Source organism: Novosphingobium barchaimii LL02 (assembly GCF_001046635.1).
In the GTDB taxonomy this organism is placed as follows: domain Bacteria; phylum Pseudomonadota; class Alphaproteobacteria; order Sphingomonadales; family Sphingomonadaceae; genus Novosphingobium; species Novosphingobium barchaimii.
In genome coordinates this window covers 18,442-39,335 of sequence record NZ_KQ130461.1, presented here as the reverse complement: position 1 = coordinate 39,335, position 20,894 = coordinate 18,442, and the positions used below count along the sequence as shown (strand labels likewise).

General features: G+C 57.0%; 18 protein-coding genes and 1 pseudogene. 17 read left to right on the top strand and 2 right to left on the bottom strand.

Features of this window, described 5'->3' with window-relative positions; translation table 11 throughout:
• Positions 1-39: 39 nt before the first annotated feature.
• A pseudogene (locus tag V474_RS25280) lies at positions 40-488 on the bottom strand (transposase); the annotation flags it as partial.
• Between the two features lie 111 nt (positions 489-599).
• Positions 600-1,550: a M48 family metallopeptidase gene (locus V474_RS23205; RefSeq protein ID WP_148649537.1), complete on the bottom strand. Its 951-nt coding sequence runs from the start codon at positions 1,548-1,550 to the stop codon at positions 600-602.
• Positions 1,551-1,702: 152 nt separating this feature from the next.
• On the opposite strand from V474_RS23205, the gene V474_RS23200 reads away from it, so the two are divergent.
• From V474_RS23200 to V474_RS23120, 17 genes are all read left to right on the top strand, one after another.
• Positions 1,703-2,509, top strand: a complete 807-nt coding sequence (locus tag V474_RS23200) for a metallophosphoesterase family protein (protein WP_059153588.1) — start codon at positions 1,703-1,705, stop codon at positions 2,507-2,509.
• A gap of 34 nt (positions 2,510-2,543) precedes the next feature.
• Complete coding sequence (locus V474_RS23195; protein ID WP_236711414.1) at positions 2,544-2,852, top strand: hypothetical protein; 309 nt, start codon at positions 2,544-2,546, stop codon at positions 2,850-2,852.
• Between the two features lie 576 nt (positions 2,853-3,428).
• Positions 3,429-3,746, top strand: coding sequence for a hypothetical protein (locus V474_RS23190; RefSeq protein WP_059153587.1), 318 nt, complete (start codon positions 3,429-3,431; stop codon positions 3,744-3,746).
• Between the two features lie 66 nt (positions 3,747-3,812).
• Positions 3,813-5,636: a glutamine--fructose-6-phosphate transaminase (isomerizing) gene (glmS, locus tag V474_RS23185; protein WP_059153586.1), complete on the top strand. Its 1,824-nt coding sequence runs from the start codon at positions 3,813-3,815 to the stop codon at positions 5,634-5,636.
• Between the two features lie 102 nt (positions 5,637-5,738).
• Positions 5,739-7,646: a polysaccharide biosynthesis protein gene (locus V474_RS23180; RefSeq protein ID WP_082699992.1), complete on the top strand. Its 1,908-nt coding sequence runs from the start codon at positions 5,739-5,741 to the stop codon at positions 7,644-7,646.
• Positions 7,647-7,767: 121 nt separating this feature from the next.
• Entirely contained in the window at positions 7,768-9,105 is a 1,338-nt protein-coding gene (locus V474_RS23175; protein WP_082699991.1) for an oligosaccharide flippase family protein, read from the top strand.
• Positions 9,102-10,064, top strand: coding sequence for a hypothetical protein (locus V474_RS25905; RefSeq protein WP_148649536.1), 963 nt, complete (start codon positions 9,102-9,104; stop codon positions 10,062-10,064). The genes V474_RS23175 and V474_RS25905 overlap by 4 nt, the downstream gene beginning before the upstream one ends.
• Positions 10,065-10,066: 2 nt before the next feature.
• A complete protein-coding gene (locus tag V474_RS23165; RefSeq protein WP_082699990.1) occupies positions 10,067-11,194 on the top strand; it encodes a polysaccharide pyruvyl transferase family protein in 1,128 nt (375 codons plus the stop codon).
• 30 nt (positions 11,195-11,224) lie between these two features.
• Positions 11,225-12,448, top strand: coding sequence for a glycosyltransferase family 4 protein (locus V474_RS23160; protein WP_148649535.1), 1,224 nt, complete (start codon positions 11,225-11,227; stop codon positions 12,446-12,448).
• 5 nt (positions 12,449-12,453) lie between these two features.
• Positions 12,454-13,488, top strand: a complete 1,035-nt coding sequence (locus V474_RS23155; protein ID WP_059153626.1) for a polysaccharide biosynthesis protein — start codon at positions 12,454-12,456, stop codon at positions 13,486-13,488.
• A gap of 3 nt (positions 13,489-13,491) precedes the next feature.
• Complete coding sequence (wbjC, locus tag V474_RS23150; RefSeq protein WP_059153581.1) at positions 13,492-14,595, top strand: UDP-2-acetamido-2,6-beta-L-arabino-hexul-4-ose reductase; 1,104 nt, start codon at positions 13,492-13,494, stop codon at positions 14,593-14,595.
• Between the two features lie 4 nt (positions 14,596-14,599).
• Positions 14,600-15,730 carry a non-hydrolyzing UDP-N-acetylglucosamine 2-epimerase gene (wecB, locus tag V474_RS23145; RefSeq protein ID WP_059153580.1) on the top strand — a complete coding sequence of 377 codons (1,131 nt, stop codon included), beginning with the start codon at positions 14,600-14,602 and terminating at the stop codon, positions 15,728-15,730.
• A 2-nt stretch (positions 15,731-15,732) separates the two neighbouring features.
• The gene (locus tag V474_RS23140; protein ID WP_059153579.1) at positions 15,733-16,965 is read left to right on the top strand and encodes a glycosyltransferase family 4 protein; all 1,233 of its coding nucleotides are present in this window, start codon (positions 15,733-15,735) and stop codon (positions 16,963-16,965) included.
• Between the two features lie 63 nt (positions 16,966-17,028).
• A complete protein-coding gene (locus V474_RS23135; RefSeq protein ID WP_059153578.1) occupies positions 17,029-17,628 on the top strand; it encodes a sugar transferase in 600 nt (199 codons plus the stop codon).
• Positions 17,625-18,257 carry an acetyltransferase gene (locus V474_RS23130; RefSeq protein ID WP_059153577.1) on the top strand — a complete coding sequence of 211 codons (633 nt, stop codon included), beginning with the start codon at positions 17,625-17,627 and terminating at the stop codon, positions 18,255-18,257. The genes V474_RS23135 and V474_RS23130 overlap by 4 nt, the downstream gene beginning before the upstream one ends.
• Before the next feature lies 1 nt (position 18,258).
• Complete coding sequence (locus V474_RS23125; protein WP_059153576.1) at positions 18,259-19,503, top strand: DegT/DnrJ/EryC1/StrS family aminotransferase; 1,245 nt, start codon at positions 18,259-18,261, stop codon at positions 19,501-19,503.
• Between the two features lie 155 nt (positions 19,504-19,658).
• On the top strand, positions 19,659-20,846 hold the full coding sequence (locus V474_RS23120; RefSeq protein WP_169795130.1) for an O-antigen ligase family protein: 1,188 nt from the start codon (positions 19,659-19,661) through the stop codon (positions 20,844-20,846).
• The last annotated feature ends 48 nt before the right edge of the window (positions 20,847-20,894 follow it).

Below are 20,894 nucleotides of genomic sequence, written 5' to 3'. Positions count from 1 at the left end.
TAGTCTCGATCCGGCTGCGTCAATGAAACCCCTGAATCTCATCTGGCGGCTGCCATACCAAGGCATGTCCAGGTATGTCGCATCGGTCTGCGGAACCGGCGTGTAGTAATAGGATGATCGGCTGATCGACAGTAGTCCACACTGCGCCCAGATCGATAGGCGGTGGTGCGAAGGCTCGATCATCGATCGCTTTCGGTCCACGCTCATCGATCGAAGGCTTTGCCTAAAAAATCCCGCTCCACGACCAATTGACCGATCTTGGCGTGCAGCTTCTCCACTTCCCCCTCGCTGGAGGCTCTGGCCGCATCGCCCGCCCCGGAGAACGTCGTTGCCATTCCCTCAACAGCCTGGCGCTGCCACGACGCGATCATCCTGTGGTGAATGCCATGCTTCGCCGCCAGCTCGGCCAGCGTCAGATCCCCACGGATCGCCTCCAGCGCTACCTCCGCCTTGAACTCCGCGCTGTAGCGCTTTCTCGTCGTCTTCATTCCCGTCCTTCCTCAGGTCGGGATTAGCTTAACAACCTGTCCAAATTTCCCGCACCACCTCACATTACGAGCGAGCAGCAACGCGCTGAATGAAGAGCAATGCCGTGACGGTCAGCGCCTTTTCTCCAGTAGAGCCTGCCAGTTTCCGTCGAGCGGCCGGTTGCGCGCGGTTAGGATGGCAGGTCGGCGCGGGCTTTCTGGTTCCAGTTCGGCGATCGCGCGCTCCATAGTGGCCACGCGATCCTTCCAGGCGGGGTGCGAGCGGCTGCGCAATATGCCCGCACCATGCACAGGGCCGAACGCGCGCCAGAAAAGCAGGGCGATTTTTGGATCATATCCCGCATTGGCAAGGAGTGACACAGACAAAATGTCCGCTTCTATTTCAGTCTGCCGAAAATAACGAACATTGCGGCCGACACCTGACAATAGGCCGTAATTTACGCCTTTTGCCTCGAGCCGCTCGCGGTGCCGCAAGATATTATGTGCCAGTTCATGGGCTATCGGCACAGTGACCCATTCAGGATAATCCGCAAAGAAGCGACTGCCTATTTGCACTATCTCACCATCTGCCTGAGCGACAAAATCAGAGCCCAGCACCACCTCAAACCGGGAACGGCATGCTGGGGCCGGAATGACGATGCGCTCTTGGTCGACCCCATCACGACGCATGTGGAGCACCTGCGGACGGTCTGCGGGGAGCGCCATGATCTGGCGCGTCGCATTGATAAGCGCGGCAGTGCTCGCCTTGGCTTCAGGATCGACGGGACTGAAACGCCTTTGTCCCACGCCCAACAATGTATCATCAGCACGTACTCCCGCCGCCGCCGCCGGCGAGCCGGGCATGACCGCCTCCACCCCCAACGGCCCATCGAAGCGAAAGTGGCGAATCGCCGCCTCACGCACATCAAGCGAATATTGATCGGGTGTATGAAGCAGCAGCCCCAATCCAGGCTCTTGCCGATCACACAGGCTGGCATTGGAGACGGCGAGGCGGTAGCCGATGCTCGCCATCTCCGCATCAACTGCCCGAATGGCCTCAAAGGCAGGCATCTCATCTGCCAATGTCGGTACCCCGAACATAAGGACTGGGGCTGCCGCTATCAGTGCCAGGCCCAACATGCTACTTTTCCAGCGTTTTATGCTTGAAACCCTGCTATGCTTCACCATCGCTCTCATTTTCACTGCTCAAGGCCGGCAAGGTACCGCATCCACCGATGCTTGCGAAAATTTTCTCCCGCTTTGTAAAAGCTCCAAGACCCGCTGCGCGCGCGCCTGATGGTCGTCGCCTCTATGCCATCGGCGACATTCATGGCCATCTTGACCTGCTCGATGGTCTGCTCGCGCAGATCCGCGCTGATGAGGCAGCGCGCGGTGGACCCAAAGGCGAATTGATCTTCCTGGGCGACCTGATTAACCGCGGGCCACAGTCAGCCCAGGTCATCGACCGGCTAATTGCGTTAAAGGCAGAACGCCCTGAGACGCGCTTCCTGCTCGGCAATCACGAGGAGGCTTTCCTGACCGCCTTGGATGGTCACCGCGATGCCCTCCGATTTTTTGATCGTATCGGCGGGTCGGAGACGATCCTGAACTATGGCATCGCGCCGCACGCATATGAAGCAGCCGACTTCAGCGAGCTTGCTACGATGCTGCAAGCCGCCGTTCCATCCGCCCACCGAGCCTTCCTCGAAGGCTTCGAAGATATGATTGTCGAGGGTAACTATGTGTTTGTCCATGCCGGCGTCCGCCCGGGCATACCGCTTGAAAAGCAAAGAGCGAACGATCTGCGTTGGATCCGCGACGACTTCTTGCGCGCACCTGGCAATAAAAATAGACCCATCATTCCTGGTATGTTGATCATCCATGGGCATACCATCTTTGAGAAGATAGTCGAGCACCCCGGTCGAATTGGATTGGATACAGGCGCTTATCGCTCGGGCATACTGACCGCGATGGGATTTGAGGGCGGCGAGCGGTGGATCCTACAACAAAGCTGTCAACAGCCGCAACATAAGGGTGCATGACGAGTTCAGACAACAAGTGGATGCAGGAATTGGCTTGCACGACCACACGGTCAGTGATATTTTAAAAAAAATTTCCTCGAAAGGGATAATCGATATGGGCTTCCGCGTCCTCCTTGCCGGCGTAATGACATCGTCTCTGATAGCCGCGCCGGCTATGGCAAATTCCGCTTCATCACTTTCCGTCGCCAAGGCGGCAAATGTGAAGGCTGTGACCTCGTCCAAGAAATCGAGCAAGCTGCTGGAGGGGGGCCCCCTAATCGCCCTCTTGGGAGGCGCTGCGATTGTTGCTGGTGCTATCGTGATCGTGGCTGACGATAACGATAGCAAGCCAGATAGCAATTGATGTCGTGAAATAAGGCCTTAAATTATCGCCGGATTGAGTGCATTCCCAAGGCAACTACAGCCAAGCGAGTAGCGCATCGGCATTATATAGATAGGCGAATGCCAAAGAATCGGGATTACCGATTCAACTGACCTAATCAGCCAGATTAGCCACTAGCCATAATCTTAGCTTTCAGGCCTTATCTAGCCTGAGTCGGCGCAGGCGACATGTCCGGTTCTGCCGGTTCATGTTCCAATATAGACGGCGTTTCAGGGACGTCGGGAACTAATTCTATAGGCACATACGCCCATCCATCAAACAGCATAGGCTTGCTGCTCACGATGCGGCGCAATTCTCCATCCTGAAATATCATTGGAAGCCTCACCCCTAAGGTTGCCATCCCCCTATACTATGAAGCGATGCGGCGTGAAACCGAGAATTCGGCAGTTCATCCGATTTAGCATCCTCTGGATGAAAGCTTTGAGGACTACAATCCACATGAGTGACCCCTATGTCACTCAGGCCATTCCTGCGTCCAGATAGTCTTTTGGTAGAAGTTTGTCATATTCTTGAGCGAGGCAGTACCTCTCACCAAAAATGAACATTCCCGAATTCTACCACGAGATCACTCTATGGATCAGCCGCACAACGGGCTTATCCGACCCCATTTTGCATATACATGCCGGATTGGTGGTGCTGTTGACGGCACGCCTTATTTGCGCTCGGTCGCTAGGAACGTTTATTCCTTTTTTCTTCGTGATTCTGGCTGAGGCGACCAATGAGATTCTCGACTATATGGCCTATGGCTGGCGCCAAGCGGACACATATCTGGATATCGCCAATACTTTATTCTGGCCCCTCGTGATCAGCTTGGTTGTCCGTCTGCGACCGGTGCCGAGGCGGGATCATCGGTAAGGCAGATAACTTGCTTTACAAAGCCTGTTATGATTAAGACGCGCTCGCATTTAGGGGGCCGTTTTCATGTGCGGAATAGTTGGGATTGTAGGCCATAAGGATGTCGCAGCTCGGCTGCTGGATGGTCTTAAGCGCCTAGAATATCGAGGGTACGACTCCGCCGGTATTGCCACTTGCGGTGACGGAACGATCGAGCGGCGGCGGGCCTCCGGGAAACTGAACAATCTGGCCAATGAACTCCAGGTCGCCCCTCTGCTTGGAGCCGTTGGAATCGCGCATACACGTTGGGCCACCCATGGAGGCCCAACCATCAACAATGCTCATCCCCATGCCACTGCTGAGGTCGCTGTCGTTCACAATGGCATAATCGAGAATTTCAAGCCGCTCCGGGATATGCTCATCGCCCGCGGTCGCATCTTTACAAGTGAGACCGATACTGAAGTCGTGGCGCATCTGATCAGCGAGAAGGTGGAAGCCGGGGCCGATCCCATAGATGCAGTACGAGAGATGCTCCCTCAACTCCGCGGCGCCTTTGCTCTGGCGATCCTGTTTCGTGATCGGCCTGATTTATTAATCGGAGCACGACTTGGTTCTCCGCTGGTCGTAGGAATCGGGGAAGGGGAAAGCTATCTGGGCTCAGACGCGCTTGCACTCGCTTCACTGACCCAGCGTGTTATCTATCTGGAGGAAGGCGATTGGGTCATCTGCTCACGCGATGACGTGCGGATCTTTGATCAGGATAATCAGCCAACCCAGCGCCCGGTCACCCTGTCGGGTGTCGACGGTGAGCTGATTTCAAAGGGCAACCATCGCCATTATATGATCAAGGAGATCTATGAGCAGCCCATCGTCGTTGCTCAGACCCTGCGATCCTATCTGCGGCGTATCGACGAGACGCTGACGCTACCTATCCCAGATTTCGACCTCTCCCAGATAAAGCGCGTAACAATCGTAGCCTGCGGCACCAGCTTTTATGCAGGGATGGTTGCGAAATATTGGTTCGAGCAGTTTGCACGCGTACCGGTCGATCTCGATGTCGCATCCGAATTCCGTTATCGCGCCCCGGTGATCGAGCCGGGCGGGCTGGCGCTTTTTATCAGTCAGTCAGGCGAAACTGCGGACACTCTTGCAGCACTGCGCCATGCCCGCGAAGAGGGGCAGAAAATTGCCGTCGTGGTCAATGTGCCCACCAGCAGCATGGCGCGCGAGGCCCATCTGCTTCTGCCGACCCATGCCGGTCCTGAAATCGGTGTGGCTTCGACCAAGGCCTTTACCTGCCAGCTGGCGGTGCTCGCCGCGCTTGCTGCCAATCTGGCACGTGCCAAGGGGCGCTTGTCGGACGAGGACGAGCATTCAGTCGTCAAGCATCTTGCCGAAGCCCCGGCTGCGCTCAACGCCGCGCTGGCTTATGAGGAAACGATCAAGGGCGTCGCCGCCGAGATCGCGATGGCGCGCGACGTGCTCTATCTAGGCCGCGGCACCGACTACCCGATCGCGCTCGAAGGCGCGCTAAAGCTCAAGGAAATCAGCTACATCCACGCCGAGGGCTATGCCGCCGGCGAGATGAAGCACGGCCCCATCGCGCTCATCGACGAGAATGTGCCGGTCATCGTCATCGCGCCTTCGGGTCCGCTGTTCGAAAAGACCGTCAGCAACATGCAGGAGGTGCAGGCGCGCGGCGGCAAGGTAGTGCTGATCAGCGATTATGACGGCATTCAGGAAGCCGGCGCCGGTTGCCTGGCGACGATCACCATGCCCAAGGTCCACCCGCTGATCGCCCCTTTGGTCTACAGCGTACCGGTACAATTGCTGGCCTATCATGTAGCCGTCATAAAAGGCACCGATGTAGATCAGCCACGCAACCTCGCGAAATCGGTCACGGTGGAGTAAAGGCGCAATCCTACCTCGTCAGGCTAAGTTTGGTCGCATCAGCCTTCCTGGAAAATCTCAGGGCGCATCGGTCGCCACGCTCATCAAGGACGTTCAAGGCACATGACGAAGGAAACGCGCAGCGCCCTTCTTACCCTGCTGGAATCCCTGACCAGCCTGCCGCGTTCCGTACGCAGATGGCTGGTCTTCGGCTTTGATGGACTGCTTTGTCTCGTTGCAGCCTGGATCGCGCTCGCGTTGCGTCTGGGAGAATGGCCGAACAGTCTGCACGCAGTACTGATTCTGACGGCCACCACGCTCGCCTTCTGGACAGTGATCGCCTGGCCGGCCGGGGTCTATCGCAACCTTATCCGCTTCTCCGGCGCCCGCGCATCGGGCCGGCTATTCTATGCCTGCGCACTGCTGACGGTGCCACTGGCGGTCATTTTCGGCTTTATCCAGATAAGCGGCGTACCCCGCACGATCGCCATCCTTCACCCGATCATCTTCTTTCTGCTGATGTTGTTCCTGCGCCTTAGTATGCGTTTCGTCGTCAGCGATTATCTGCATCTCGCGCGCGGCAAGACCGAAGAACGGCGGCGACTGCTCATCTATGGCGCGGGGCGCGGCGGCCAGCAATTGGCGAACTCGCTGCGGCAGGAGCCGCATCTGGCGCTGGTCGGCTATATCGACGATGACGAGCGTCTGAGCAACCAGCAGCTCGACGGCGTTACCGTTTGGCATTCCTCCATCCTCGATCGCATCCTCGAAGAGCGCCGGGTGGACGAGGTTGTGCTCGCTATCCCGAGCGCGCTGCGCGTGCGGCGGCGCGAGATCGTGACTACGCTCCAGGCCCGCAAGATCCATGTGCGCATGCTGCCGGGCATCGGCCAGCTCATCGACGGGCATTTCGCCGTCAACGATATCCGCGACGTCCAGGTAGAAGATCTGCTCGGCCGCGATGCGGTCGCGCCCAACGAACTGCTCATGGGTCGCTCGCTGCTGGCCAAGAATGTGCTGGTGACGGGCGCGGGCGGCTCGATCGGCAGCGAGCTTTGCCGCCAGATCATCCGTTCGCGCCCGAAGCGGCTGATCCTGGTCGAACAGTCGGAATATTTCCTCTACGCGATCGAGAGCGAGTTGCGGCAGATGGCCTTGGCCGAAGGTTGCGAGGTCGACCTGATCCCCGAACTGACCGACGTTGCCGACCGGGACTCTGTCTTCCGCATCTTCCGCCGCTGGCAGCCCGAAACCGTCTATCATGCGGCCGCCTACAAGCATGTGCCCCTGGTCGAGAGCAATCCGATCGCAGGCATGCGCAACAATATCTTCAGTACCCTCCACTGCGCGCTCGCCGCCGAGGCGGTGGGCGTCCGGCGCTTCATCCTGGTCAGCACCGACAAGGCGGTGCGCCCGACCAATATCATGGGCGCGTCCAAGCGGGTGTGCGAGCTCATCTTGCAAGCGCGCGCGCAGGAACAGGACAAGACGCTCTTCACCATGGTCCGTTTCGGCAATGTGCTGGGATCGAGCGGCTCAGTGGTCCCACTGTTCAAGAAGCAGATCGCTGCGGGCGGCCCGGTGACGATCACACACAGAGACGTCACCCGCTACTTCATGACCATCCCGGAAGCCTCTCAGCTCGTGATCCAGGCCGGCGGCATGGCCGAGGGCGGCGAAGTCTTCGTTCTCGACATGGGCCAGCCGGTGCTCATCCGCGATCTTGCTGAGACGATGGTTAGATTGTCGGGCTTGTCGGTGCGCGATGCGGCGACGCCGGAGGGTGACATCGAGATCGTCGAGGTCGGATTACGGCCTGGCGAGAAGCTATATGAAGAGCTTCTGATCGGCGACAATCCAGCGCCAACGGTGCATTCGCGGATCATGCAGGCGCGTGAAGAGGTCCATCCTTGGAAGACACTGTCAATTATTCTAGACAATCTTCAAGAGTTTCTTAGTCAAGGAAATACAGAGGAATCACTTTCAATTCTGCGAATTGTTGTTCCAGAATACAAAAATTCAATACATTGATATAATAAATATTATTTAGAAATTTAGTTTTAATTCATTAAATAAAATTTATTGATTGAATCATGATTTTTTTATTTCGAACGTGAAAGCATTCTATGTCGTACGATCGGAATCCAGACTAATGAATCAGGCGCTCGTTCTACGAATATTGCCGAAACCTGTACGATCATGGATTGAGCGTTCAGAAACGTTGCGTCGCTTCTTAAAGATAGCTAGCTGGACAATGATTGCATTTGCCTTGGATAAGGTAGCGCAGACTGCGGTCATTGTTTTTTTGGCTAATGTGTTGGGTGCTGCGGAATATGGGCGTCTTACCTTGGCGCAGGGATTCGTGAATTCCGCGCAGCTATTCATTGTTCTCGGAGCAGGTTCGGTTCTGGCGCGATACATACCAGCGATGCTTGAGGAGAGCTTTGCTCGCGCCGTCGAAATCATCAACCTATGTGCACTGACGATTCTGAGCACGGCCGGTGTGCTGACTTTGGCAGGAATTGCTGGGGCGCCATTTTTGGCGACTTTCGTGCTTGAACTGCCTGCTAGTTCTCCGATCCCCTACTGGATCGTAGCTTGGATTCTGCTGACGGCGGTGAACGGCTTGCTGCTGACTATAATGCTTTCTTTTGAAAAGGGTCGCGCGATGGGAGAAGTATCTCTCGTTGGCGCGCTGATTTCGATTGTAGCGGTTCCACTGTCAGCGATGCACGCCGGATTTTACGGGGCCGCGATTGCGCTGGTCGCGGTCGAAGCTGCAAAGGCAACCCTCCTGATCGTCCATTATTTGAGATTGCTGGGTGCCGAAGGGGTGAGCCCACTTACGCCAGCGCGCCGGTCCGACGCCCCCCTACTGCTGACATTTGGGGTACCGGTGTTTCTCAGTTCCGCATTGTGGGCGCCGACGATGTGGTTAGCGCAGATCATGCTGAAACAATTTTCTCCTGGAGGGCTGGCGTCCGTTGGTGTGTTCGGATTCTGCAATAATGTTCTTGGTATAGTCATATTGTTCAGCACCATCACAAATCGCGCATCTCTTCCCATCATGTCTTCATTGAAGGCGCGCGGAGACCATGGAGCAGTAAGGAAATTTACGGCATCGATCGTTTCAATCCAGATGCTTTCTGCGCTTGTCGTAGGTTTGCCCTTGGTGATCTTTTCGCCCTATATCATGAGCCAGTTTGGCCCCGAATTCTTTTCCGAAAGGTTGGCTCTGGTTGTCATGGTCACCGCGGGCGTTTTTATTTCCGGTCAACAACCGCTGGTGAATGTCCTTTTGATCAATGACAGACCGATAACCAATCTTGCCGGAATGGCCGCTTGGTCCATGTCGCTTCTCGTTATAACCTACCTGATGGTCGGAATTGGGGCGTTGGCCGTTGCCTATGCTGTCCTGGCTTCATCTATTTTGCGCGGGCTTTTCCTGGTTGTCGCGGCGAGCAGGGACTTGGGGAGGCGCTCGAGATGAGAGCGGCCAAGAAAAGCAATGCGATCATAGTATCGGCGTTTATATTTATATCGACATATATATTTTCGATATGGATACTGAGATATTATGTCGGAGGCGATCAGAGGTATTATATCGCTCTGTATAATTCTTTGCGGTATACCCCATTTTATGCAATCCCAGAAACCCAGTATAATTATACCGGGTCGAGAGAGCCTCTATATGGCATTCTTATGTGGATTTTTTCTGGTCTATTTGAAAAAGATACGGTGATATCTGTCGTAAATGCTATTTTTATGTCTACGACATCATACTGGCTGCTAAGAAGCCGGGTCAATATATTATTCTTATTGCTTATAATTACAAACTATTACATATTGGTCTTGCTGACTAGTGCCGAACGATTGAAGTTCGCATATCTCTTCGCAGTTCTGTCTATCGTCTTGCCTCCGGCATGGAGATTGGCAGCAGCGGCATGCTCACTGCTCAGTCATTTTTCTGTAATGATTATATTCTTGTCTACTTCTCTTCCGGAGAGAGCAAGGTTAGCGATAGATTCGCTTCGAGCCGGGGGGTTGAAAGCTTTGACCAGCATAGCTTTCCTAATTGTTATCTTATCTTCATTTGCTATATTTTATATCCTTTCGCGAGAGTCATATACAGAGAAAATAGAAGCTTACCAAGCTTATGATGTTATGGAAGTTGCTTCGGGCGCGCTTCTGGCTGCCGTTGCGCTTTTCGTTTCAAGAGAGCGCCTGCATGTCCTTATGATGCTGACCTTGCCCCTCATCGCTACGTTCGTCTTCGGCGGAGGGCGGATGAATATGATAACGGCAACAGTTTTTGTTTACATCGTTGTCCGCGAATCCAGAACAGGTCACCCCCTCGTATTATTGCTGATGGCTTATCTGTCTTTCAAGAGTATCGGATACATCGATAGCGTCCTGCAATATGGGACCGGCTTTCTAGCAGCGAGATAAAAATGCCCCGAAGTGATAATGGAGGGCGCGCCCGCCGCGTTCTGCTCGATGGGCCTTATGGGCTGGCAAATCTTGGCGACAATGCGATAGCTTATTGCATGTCGCGCTTTCTGGCTGAGGCGGGGGTCGATGTGACCGTCGCTTGTCTGGACCCAGACTATGTCGAGCGCAGTTTGGGCCTCCCGGCCGTGCCGATGCTGAATTTCAAAACGGCAAGTACCGAGGTCTTGAAAAAGGTGCGTGATTTCGACGCCGTGGTGATCGGCGGGGGTCAGCAACTCCAAGAGCATCGCATCCCCAATCCATTGTTCGGAATGTTGGCCCGGGTTTGCCACATGGCCCGCGCGGCGCGCGCGTACGACGTTCCCTTTATTGCATGGTCGGTCGGAATGGACTGGCCGCTGTCGCCCGTGGCGCGTTTCATGGCCCGGCGCTATCTGGGCAGCGATAATGTCACGCTTATTTTCCGAGACGGAAAATCCTATGACAATGCACGCTCGCTGTTCAAAGGAAGGGATTGCAGGATATTTCAGAGCAAAGACGCGGTCTTCATGCTCGACAAACTCCTTCCCGCCGCCGTAAGCTGGCATGGGGTTGGACGCGCCGTCGATCGAGTGAAGAGGTTGATCGTATCCCCCAGTGTCATTGCTCAGCCCGAGGGGGCGTTACGAAAAATCGTGGCACTCTGTGCCGATGCGGCGCAGCGTGGATATGAGGTTCGGGGCTGGCATTCGGAGATCCGGCCCGGCTATGATCTCGAAGTCCGCAATCTTGTCGATTGGAGCGTGGTTCCCGGCTTCGAATGGCTCCCGCCCGACCCGATCGGCACGACCGAAGTCGCAGCCGTCCTGAAAACCGCCTCGCTGCTTTTGACGACGAGGATGCACCCGGCAATCATCGCCGTCGGGCAAGGTGTCCCGTCATTCGGAATCGCGACTAACGCAAAAATGCGAACGGTTTTCGACGAATTGCATATGCCTTATGCGAATACCGATGATATCGAAGCGCTCGATTTCGGACAAATTATCGATAGCAATTTCGAGCGATCGTTTGCGATGGCAAACGAATTTTCAGCGGAAGCCGCGCGAGGCGGCAACATTGTATTGCAAGCTGCCTTCAGAGAAACTTGATTTCTGCCTTGGGAAAATGCGGAGTGTTGCGTGACCAAATTGACGATCCTGACATATATCAGCAATTATTTGCCAGGATATAAAGCGGGCGGAGCCCTCCGTTCGCTGGCCAATATGGTCGACCAACTAGGTGATGAATTTGATTTTCGTATCGTCACCTCTGACCGTGATTTGGGCGACGCTGGTCCTTACGATGATGTCGAGGTCGATCGTTGGACCCGGTGCGGCAAGGCGAGCGTCTTTTACCAGACGCCGGGTGTGGCTGGTTGGCGCGCCTTGCATAGCAGCCTGCAAAGGCTTCATATCGACCTTGTCTATTTGAACAGCTTGTTTTGCAGCACGCATACACTGCGTCCGTTGATCCAGCGCCGCTTTGGCCGCCTGGCGCCAGCGCCCGTTCTACTGGCCACGCGTGGCGAACTGTCGCCCGGAGCCCTTCAGTTAAAGGCGTTCAAAAAGCGAACTTTCCTGACTGTCGCCAAGGCTTTGAGACTATATGACAACGTCATCTTTCAGGCCTCATCGCAGCATGAGGAGAACGACATTCGCCGTGAATTCGGCGATGTGAAAATATCGGTGGCATCTGACGTGCCGGGTCGCGGCGAGCCGTTGCTGGATGTTATTCCGCAGGACGATGCCGACACGGCGCTGCGCGCGGTGTTCCTTTCGCGAATTGCCCCTAAAAAGAATCTGCTGGGCGCGCTGAAGATGTTGAAGGATGTGCGCGTACCTCTGATCTACGATATCTACGGCGTTATCGAGGACGAGGCTTTTTGGGTGGAGTGCCAAGCCGTGATCCAAACTCTACCCCCGCATGTTCAGGCCTGTTTTCAAGGTTCCCTTCGCCCGGAAGAGGTCAACGGCGTTCTTGCGCAATATGATTTCTTTTTCTTCCCGACCCATGGCGAAAATTATGGGCATGTCATCCGCGAGGCTTTGGCTGCGGGGCTACCAATATTGATTAGTGATCAGACACCTTGGCGTGACTTAGTTGCCCAGAATGTCGGTGCCGACCTGCCGCTCGACGTTCCCGAAGAATTCGTAGCGTGGATCGAGGCGTTTGCCCAGTTAGACGCGGTACAGAGGCAAGCCATGCGAGCAGCAGCGCACGTCAGGGGAAATGACTCGCAAAAAGCGGCAAGCGACATAGACGCCAATCGCAATATGCTCTACGCCGCCGCCCGCAATGAGACCTTTCCATCAGGGCTGACGACGTCTCAAACCGCTAGTTTATCGAATTTTCCCCTAGGATGACAAACATGTTCGAAGGCAAGACCCTGCTGATCACCGGGGGCACCGGCTCGTTTGGTAATGCAGTGCTGCGTCGCTTCCTCTCGTCTGACATAGCAGAGATCCGCGTGTTCAGTCGCGACGAGAAAAAGCAGGACGACATGCGCAAGCGGTATGCGCATTCGAAACTGAAATTCTATCTTGGCGACGTTCGGGACGAACGCAGTTTGGCATCGGCAATGCAGGGCGTGGATTTCTGCTTTCATGCCGCCGCGCTAAAGCAGGTTCCGTCTTGCGAATTTCATCCCATGCAGGCCGTTCGCACCAATGTCCTCGGCACCGAAAATGTTCTGAGTGCCGCCATGGCGAACCGGGTAAAGCGGGTCATCTGCCTGAGCACCGACAAGGCGGTCTATCCGATCAACGCCATGGGAATTACGAAGGCGTTGATGGAAAAAGTGATGACGGCCTCGTCCCGGAGCATGGAGGAAGCTGGGCTGATGGTTTGCGGCACACGCTATGGCAATGTGATGGCGTCACGCGGCTCGGTAATCCCCCTTTTCGTCAATCAGATTTTGGAAGGCAAGCCGATCACCGTCACCGAGCGGAGCATGACGCGCTTCATGATGACGCTCGAGGATGCCGTGGAGCTGGTCCTCTATGCTTTCGAGCACGGTCAGAATGGCGATATCTTCGTTCAAAAGGCTCCTGCGGCCACGGTCGAGACGCTCGTTCAGGCCTTGCTTGAACTGTTCGAGCGCCCCGATCACGATGTACGCGTGATCGGCGTTCGACACGGTGAAAAGCTCTATGAATCGCTGCTGGGAAAAGAAGAGCGTGCCCGGGCAGATGATCTGGGGGGCTATTTCCGCGTCCCGGCTGATGGACGTGATCTGAACTATGGCAAATTTGTCGATGAGGGCGACGCGCGTCTTCACGAAGGTGATGAGTATAACTCGCACAACACCGAGCGCCTTGATGTCGAAGGCATGAAGGCTTTGCTTTTGAAGTTGGACTTCATCCAGCGGCTGCTCCGCGGCGATTCCGCCGTGTTGGAGGATTGAAGCATGGCTGTCGTCATCACGGGCGCCAATGGTTTCATTGGACGCAATCTAATGATGCGCCTGCGGGAACGCGGGGTCGAAGCAATTGGCCTCGGTTCGGATTCGGACGAGACTAGCTGGCGCGAGGCGCTGGGCAAAGCTGCCTTCGTGTTTCATCTCGCGGGCGTCAATCGCCCCGTACGCGATGAGGACTTCTTAGCGGGCAACGTCGGGACGATGGATCGCCTGACCGCAATTCTTAAGGCAGCGGGGCGCCATGTTCCGATCGTCTACGCCTCATCCACACAGGCCGAACGAGACAACGCCTATGGGCATAGCAAGCGCGAAGGCGAAACCATACTGCTTCGTCACGCCCAGGAAACGGGCGCGCCGGTCAGGATACTCAGGCTCACCAATGTTTTCGGAAAATGGGCCAGGCCCAACTATAATTCGGCAGTTGCGACCTTTTGTCATAACGTCGCACGCGGTTTGCCGATCACGGTGAACGACGAACACGCCCCGCTTCAACTCGTGCACGTCGATGACGTTTGCACGGCGCTCCTCGATTTGCTGGACGATATGCCGTCGGGGGCGGGTTTCGCTGAAGCCGGACCGGTATATGACACGACGGTGGGCACTGTGGCCGCCGCGATTTCGGGTTACGCCGCCAGTCGCGCGACCCTGGTCACCGATCGCGTCGGTGAGGGTCTGCCGCGGGCGCTTTATTCGACATATCTCAGCTATCTGGAACCTGAGGATTTTGCATACGACGTTCCGCGCCATGCTGACACGCGCGGGGTGTTTGTGGAAATGCTAAAAACCCCCGATTGCGGGCAATTCTCTTATTTCACCGCTGGCCCCGGCGTGACGCGGGGGGAGCATTATCATCATACCAAGACAGAGAAATTCCTTGTCCTCACCGGGAAGGCGCATTTCGGGTTTCGTCATATCCTGACCAACCAGGAACATGAAATCGTCACGGAAGGGGGCGATGGCCGCATCGTCGAGACAATTCCGGGCTGGACCCACAATATTACCAACATCGGCGATGCCGAGATGGTCGTGATGCTGTGGGCGAACGAGATATTCGACCGGGTCCGCCCTGACACAGTTGCCGAGAAGGTATAGGTTTGTGAGCAAGTTGAAGGTTATGACGGTCGTGGGAACCCGGCCTGAACTCATTCGCCTGTCGCGCGTAATCGCGCGCCTGGAGGAACATACGGACCAGGTGCTCGTCCATACTGGGCAAAACTATGACTACGAGTTGAACGAAGTTTTCTTTCGCGATCTCGGCCTTCGCAAGCCGGACCATTTTCTCAACGCTGCCGGCGCCAATGCCGCCGAGACTATCGGCAAGATCATCATCGCAGTCGATAAAGTCCTGGAGAGCGAAAAGCCCGATGCGCTCCTGATCCTGGGCGACACCAACAGCTGCCTCGCGGTCATTCCGGCCAAGCGCCGGAAAATCCCGATCTTTCACATGGAGGCGGGCAACCGCTGTTTTGACCAGCGCGTGCCGGAGGAAACCAACCGGCGTATCGTGGATCACACCGCCGACATCAACCTGACCTATTCGGCCATCGCGCGCGAATATCTGCTTCGCGAAGGCGTAGCGCCCGACCGCGTCATCTGCACCGGCAGCCCGATGCGCGAGGTGTTATCCCATTATAAGCCCGGCATCGACGCATCGCGTGCGCTGGAAACTTTGGGCGTTGAGCCGGGCCGCTATGTGGTCGTCAGCGCCCATCGCGAAGAGAATGTCGATTCCGAACGACAGATTCGGCGACTTGCCGAATGCTTGAATGCCGTCGCTGCCAGGGTTCGCGAACCGGTTCTGGTCAGCACGCATCCGCGGACGCGCGCGCGCGTGGAAGCGTTCGGCCTCGAATTTGACCCGTATGTGCAGTTGCTGAAGCCGTTCGGTTTCCTCGATTATGTGGCGTTGCAGAAGCAAGCGAGGGTGGTGTTATCCGACAGCGGCACCATCACCGAAGAATCGTCGATCCTCAATTTCCCGGCGTTGAACCTGCGCGAAGCCCACGAACGTCCCGAAGGGATGGAGGAGGCGGCAGTCATCATGACGGGGCTTAGCGCCGACCGCGTGCTTCAGGGACTGGACGTTCTGGCCACGCAGGGCCGCGGAGACACCAGAACGCTGAATCTCGTGCGCGACTATGCTCCCACCAACGTTTCGGACAAGGTGCTGCGCATCATCCTCAGCTATACCGATTACGTGCGGCGTACGGTCTGGAAGGAATATTGAGTGTGCCGCGGCGCATCCTGTATCTGAGCCAGTGGTTCTTGCCCGAGCCAATCACTGCGGGACATAAGTTAGCCCGCAGTCTGCAGGCTAGAGGATTTGATGTCGAGGTCCTGACTGGCTTTCCCAACTACCCGTCGGGAAAGTTGGCGCCAGGCTACTGCCTTTCGCCTCATATGCGCGAAGAAATAGACGGCGTGGCAGTGCATCGCGTCTTTCTTTTTCCTAGTCACGACCGGTCCAGTATTGGGCGGATGCTTAATTATCTGTCCTTCTTTTTGTCTGCTTTTCTGTTCTGCCTTTTTCGGGCGCGGCGGTATGATCTTATCTATGTCTACCACCCACCCATAACCACCGGTCTCGCTGCGGCTCTCAGCGGCCTAATTACGCGAAAACCCTTTATGTTGGAGGTGCAGGATCTCTGGCCGGATTCGGTCGCTGCGTCGGGAATGTCCGCCACTTCGGCGCTCTCCCGCATATTAGGGCCCATCTGCAATTTTGTGTATCGGCGCGCCGCTTTTGTCTTCGGTCAGTCCGAAGGAATGACAGCGCGTCTGGTCGAACGGGGGGTTTCTTCGGAGAGGGCCGATGTCTTTTTCAATTGGGCGGACGAAGAGGCAGCTCGACCCAATGGCCTTTATGATGTCGCGATGCTAAATTTCGAAGGCCGTTTCAATTTCGTTTATGCCGGCAATCTCGGGACGGTCCAAGCATTGGAAACGCTGGTCGAGGCGGCTCACTTGGTTGCCCGTGAAGTCCCCCATGTCCAACTGACACTGATCGGCAACGGGACCGAAAGGATGCGGCTGGAAAATCTCGTTCGTGATCTTGGAGCTTCGAATATCCAAATTTGCGATGGTATTCCTCCTTCGCACATCGGCGACGTTCTGGCTGCTGCGGACGTCCTCGTCGCGCATTTGAAGGACGATCCGCTTTTTCAGATCACCATTCCGTCCAAGACCCAATTTTATCTGGCTATGGGCAAGCCCATATTGATCGGTGTGAGCGGTGCTGCGGCACAAATCGTCACCGAGGCGGGCGCTGGAATCGCCGTTCCACCGGAAGATGTCGATGCGCTCAGCAAGGCCATGTTACATTTGGCGTCGCTGCGGCAAGGCGAGCTGGATGCAATGGGCGTTCGCGGGCGACGGGCATACGACACGAGATTCGCCTTTAATTCCACGGTGTCGCGAATTGCCGGTCAGATTAATCGCGTGATGGAGGCGGAATGTCGCTAGCGGTCCGTCAAACATCGACCCAGGACTGAGGCATATGGGTGCTTACATCATAGGAATAATGTAGTGAAACGTCTGCTCGACATTATGGCGGCATGCTCTCTATTGACGTTGCTGTCGCCTGTTCTGCTTACAATGGCTTGCCTCATTGGCATGCGAATGGGACGGCCGGTGCTTTTCCGGCAGATTCGACCCGGCCTGCACGGCAAACCGTTCGAAATGCTGAAATTTCGAACGATGCGAAACGCATTTTCTGCCAATGGCTTCCCGCTCTCCGACGCCGAGCGCCTGACCCGCTTGGGTCGGACACTGCGCGCGTCGAGCCTAGATGAACTGCCGGGGCTTTGGAATGTACTCAAGGGCAACATGAGCCTCGTCGGGCCTCGCCCCCTTTTGATGGAATATCTGCCGCTTTACAGCCCCAAGCAGGCGCGACGGCACGAAGTGCGCCCCGGAATCACCGGCTGGGCGCAGGTGAATGGCCGCAACGCGCTTTCCTGGGATGAGAAGTTCGCGCTCGATCTTTGGTATATCAACAATCGCTCTTTCATGCTCGATCTGAAAATCCTGTGGCTAACGGTGCGCAAGGTGCTGGTGCGTGATGGAATCAGCGCGGCGGGGGAGGCGACGATGCCGAAATTTACCGGGAGCAAGACCGGACTGTGACCCGCCTCATAGGCATATATGGCGCCGGTGGATGCGGCCGCGGGATCATGCCGCTCGCGCGGGCCATGCTGCTTGCCGAAGACGCTCGGCTTGTCTTCATCGACGATGGCGCAGCGCAAAGCCATATCAACGGCCATGCCGTCATGTCCTTCGCACGCTTCAATGAAGAAGAAGCGGACGACAAGCATGTCGCTTTAGCCGTCGCGGCATCAGCGGTTCGAGCGGAAATGGCGCGAAAATGCGATGAAGCCGGTTTGCCGCTGCTGTCCGTCTGGGCAAGGGACGCTATCGTGATGGACAATGTCGAGATCGCCGAAGGCGCGCTCGTCTCACCTTATGTTACCTTTACGTCCAATATCAAAGTCGGCCGCTGCTTCCATGCCAACCTCTATTCCTATGTCGAGCATGATTGCGTGATCGGCGATTATGTCACCTTCGCGCCGGGGGTGCGCTGCAACGGCAATATTCGGATAGGCGATCGCGCCTATATCGGCTCGGGCGCGGTCATCCGCCAAAATCTGACGATCGGCGCGGACGCCGTCGTCGGCATGGGCGCGATCGTAACCAAGGATGTTCCTCCAGGCGTAACCGTGGTCGGCAACCCCGCCCGCATTCTCGAGAAAAACTGACATGCTCAACACCTCCTTCGCGCCCTGGCCAAGTTTCACGCAGGAGGAAGCGGATGCCGTTTCCGCCGTCCTGCTCTCCAACCGCGTCAACTATTGGACCGGCGAGGAATGCCGCGCCTTTGAGCGGGAGTTCGCCGTCTGGGCGGAGAGCAACCATGCCATTGCCGTCGCCAACGGCACAGTTGCGCTCGATCTCGCATTGCAGGGGCTCGGCATCGGCAGCGCCAACGGCGGCAGCGCCGACGATGAGGTGATCGTGACGCCACGCACCTTCATCGCGTCGATCTCCTGCGTCGCCAATGCCGGCGCCAAGCCGGTTTTCGCCGATGTCGAGCGCGCCAGCGGCAATATCTCCGCTGAAACGATCTCAGCGGTCGTTACGCCACGCACCAAGGCGATCGTCGCGGTCCACCTCGCGGGCTGGCCCTGTGACATGGACCCGATCATGGACCTCGCCGCCGCGCGCGGTATCAAGGTGATCGAGGATTGCGCGCAGGCGCATGGCGCGCGCTACAAGGGGCGCAGCGTCGGGTCGATCGGCCATGTCAGCGCCTGGTCCTTCTGCCAGGACAAGATCATGACCACCGGCGGCGAAGGCGGCATGGTGACATGCAACGATCGCGATCTCTGGTCGCGCATGTGGTCGTTCAAGGATCATGGCAAGAGCTGGAACGCGGTCTATGAACGCGCGCACCCGCCGGGCTTCCGCTGGCTGCATGAAAGCATCGGCACCAACTGGCGGATGCTCGAAATGCAGGCCGCGATCGGCCGCATCCAGCTTCGCCGCATGGCGGAGTGGACGCGTGCGCGGACGGCCAATGCGACGATCCTTCAGGATGCGCTGACGCCCTTTGCAGGACGTGATGGGATCATCCGCTTGGGCGGCCCGCTTGGCCAGGACGCGAGTTGGCCGGAAGGGTCGGTCCACGCCTTCTACAAATATTATGTCTATGTCCGGCCGGAAAATCTGGCTCCCGGCTGGTCGCGGGATCAGATCGTCACTGAAATCGGCAAGCGGGGTATCCCCTGCTTCCAGGGCTCCTGCTCCGAAGTCTATCTGGAAAAGGCATTTGACGGCACCGGCTGGCGGCCCGAGGCGCCCTTGCCGGTCGCACGCGAACTGGGCGAGACAAGCCTCATGTTCCTTGTCCACCCGACGCTCTCTCCCGACGATATGACGCGCGTTTCGCAGGCCATCGGCGATGTGTTGAAGGAAGCCGTACGCGCGGAAGAAACGCTGCCCTGAAAATGCCTATCCGGTCTGCCTTTCCGTCCTATCGCCTGAGCCCTGCGCTCCTGCTCTTCCTGCTGCTGCTCGGCACATTATGGGTCGCAGGCGGCGCTTCTCATGCCGATGTCACGGGTCAGGTCGTTACCCGCACCGCGACGTGGCTGATATTGGTGCTGGCGATCCTGTGCGGCGTGCGGCCCATGGGCAGAAGCACGGGGCCGATTTTCTGGCTGCTGCTGGCGACAGTGCTGCTCGTCCTGCTGCAGCTTGTGCCCTTGCCCCCCAGCCTCTGGGCGGCACTGCCGGGCCGGGAATTTCTGCTGAGCGCGCCCTTAAGCCAGGAAACATGGCGTCCCTGGTCTCTCGCGCCCTCCACGACGATCAACGCCGCTTCGTCCCTGATCGTGCCGGTTGTCACCCTTTATCTCGTCAGCGCGATGCCGCAGGAGGAGAGGGCATGGCTTCCGGCGATCATGCTCGGGGCCATATTCCTCTCGATGCTGGTAGGGCTGCTCCAGTTCTCCGGCTTCATCATCGACAATCCGTTCATCAATGACTCAAGGGGCAGCGTCGGCGGTACATTCGCCAATCGCAATCATTTCGCGCTGTTCCTGGCCATGGGCTGTCTGATCGCACCTGTATGGGCCTTTGCCGGAAAACAGAGCGCAAGGTGGCGCGCACCGGTCGCACTGGCTCTTATGACGCTCTTCGCGCTCATCATCCTGGCAACCGGATCGCGCGCAGGTATCCTGACCGGCCTGCTGGCACTGGCGCTGGGCCTCGCCTTATGCTGGCATAACGTCCGCCGCGCCTTGCACGGAGCGCCGCGCTGGGTGTTCCCGACGCTGATCGCGGCGATCATCGGCGTCATCGCCCTATTCATCCTGGTCAGCATTGCCGCCGACAGGGCGGAATCCGTCCGCCGCGCGTTCGAGATCGATCCCGGGCAGGATATGCGCACGCGCGGGCTGCCGACGGTACTGTCGATGATCGCCGCCTATTTCCCCGCCGGCGCGGGTTTCGGCGGTTTCGATCCAATATTTCGCCTGCATGAGCCGTTTCAGTTGCTCAAGCCGACCTATTTCAATCATGCCCATAATGATTTTCTGGAGATCGTGCTCGACGGTGGCCTGCCTGCGCTTCTGCTCATGCTCGTTGCAATCGGATGGTATGGAATGGCGAGCATGAGGGCCTGGCGGGGAAGTGGGCGACACTCTGTCCTGCCCAAATTAGGGTCGGCCATATTATTTCTCGTCTTTGTCGCAAGCGCCTTCGACTATCCGGCGCGCACGCCGATGATGATGGCGATGATCGTCATTGCTGGCTTATGGCTCTGCCCAATAAGACAGCGTCCATGAGGGCCGACTTTACCTGATCGCGATCAGCATCTAAGGCGAAAGTCTCTT

What these genes read in the sequence shown, in the direction of transcription:
- V474_RS23200 (WP_059153588.1), top strand. Translation starts at nt 1,703, where the DNA reads ATGCTTGCGAAAATTTTCTCCCGCTTTGTAAAAGCTCCAAGACCCGCT.
- V474_RS23190 (WP_059153587.1), top strand. Translation starts at nt 3,429, where the DNA reads ATGAACATTCCCGAATTCTACCACGAGATCACTCTATGGATCAGCCGC.
- glmS (WP_059153586.1), top strand. Translation starts at nt 3,813, where the DNA reads ATGTGCGGAATAGTTGGGATTGTAGGCCATAAGGATGTCGCAGCTCGG.
- V474_RS23180 (WP_082699992.1), top strand. Translation starts at nt 5,739, where the DNA reads ATGACGAAGGAAACGCGCAGCGCCCTTCTTACCCTGCTGGAATCCCTG.
- V474_RS23175 (WP_082699991.1), top strand. Translation starts at nt 7,768, where the DNA reads ATGAATCAGGCGCTCGTTCTACGAATATTGCCGAAACCTGTACGATCA.
- V474_RS25905 (WP_148649536.1), top strand. Translation starts at nt 9,102, where the DNA reads ATGAGAGCGGCCAAGAAAAGCAATGCGATCATAGTATCGGCGTTTATA.
- V474_RS23165 (WP_082699990.1), top strand. Translation starts at nt 10,067, where the DNA reads ATGCCCCGAAGTGATAATGGAGGGCGCGCCCGCCGCGTTCTGCTCGAT.
- V474_RS23155 (WP_059153626.1), top strand. Translation starts at nt 12,454, where the DNA reads ATGTTCGAAGGCAAGACCCTGCTGATCACCGGGGGCACCGGCTCGTTT.
- wbjC (WP_059153581.1), top strand. Translation starts at nt 13,492, where the DNA reads ATGGCTGTCGTCATCACGGGCGCCAATGGTTTCATTGGACGCAATCTA.
- V474_RS23125 (WP_059153576.1), top strand. Translation starts at nt 18,259, where the DNA reads ATGCTCAACACCTCCTTCGCGCCCTGGCCAAGTTTCACGCAGGAGGAA.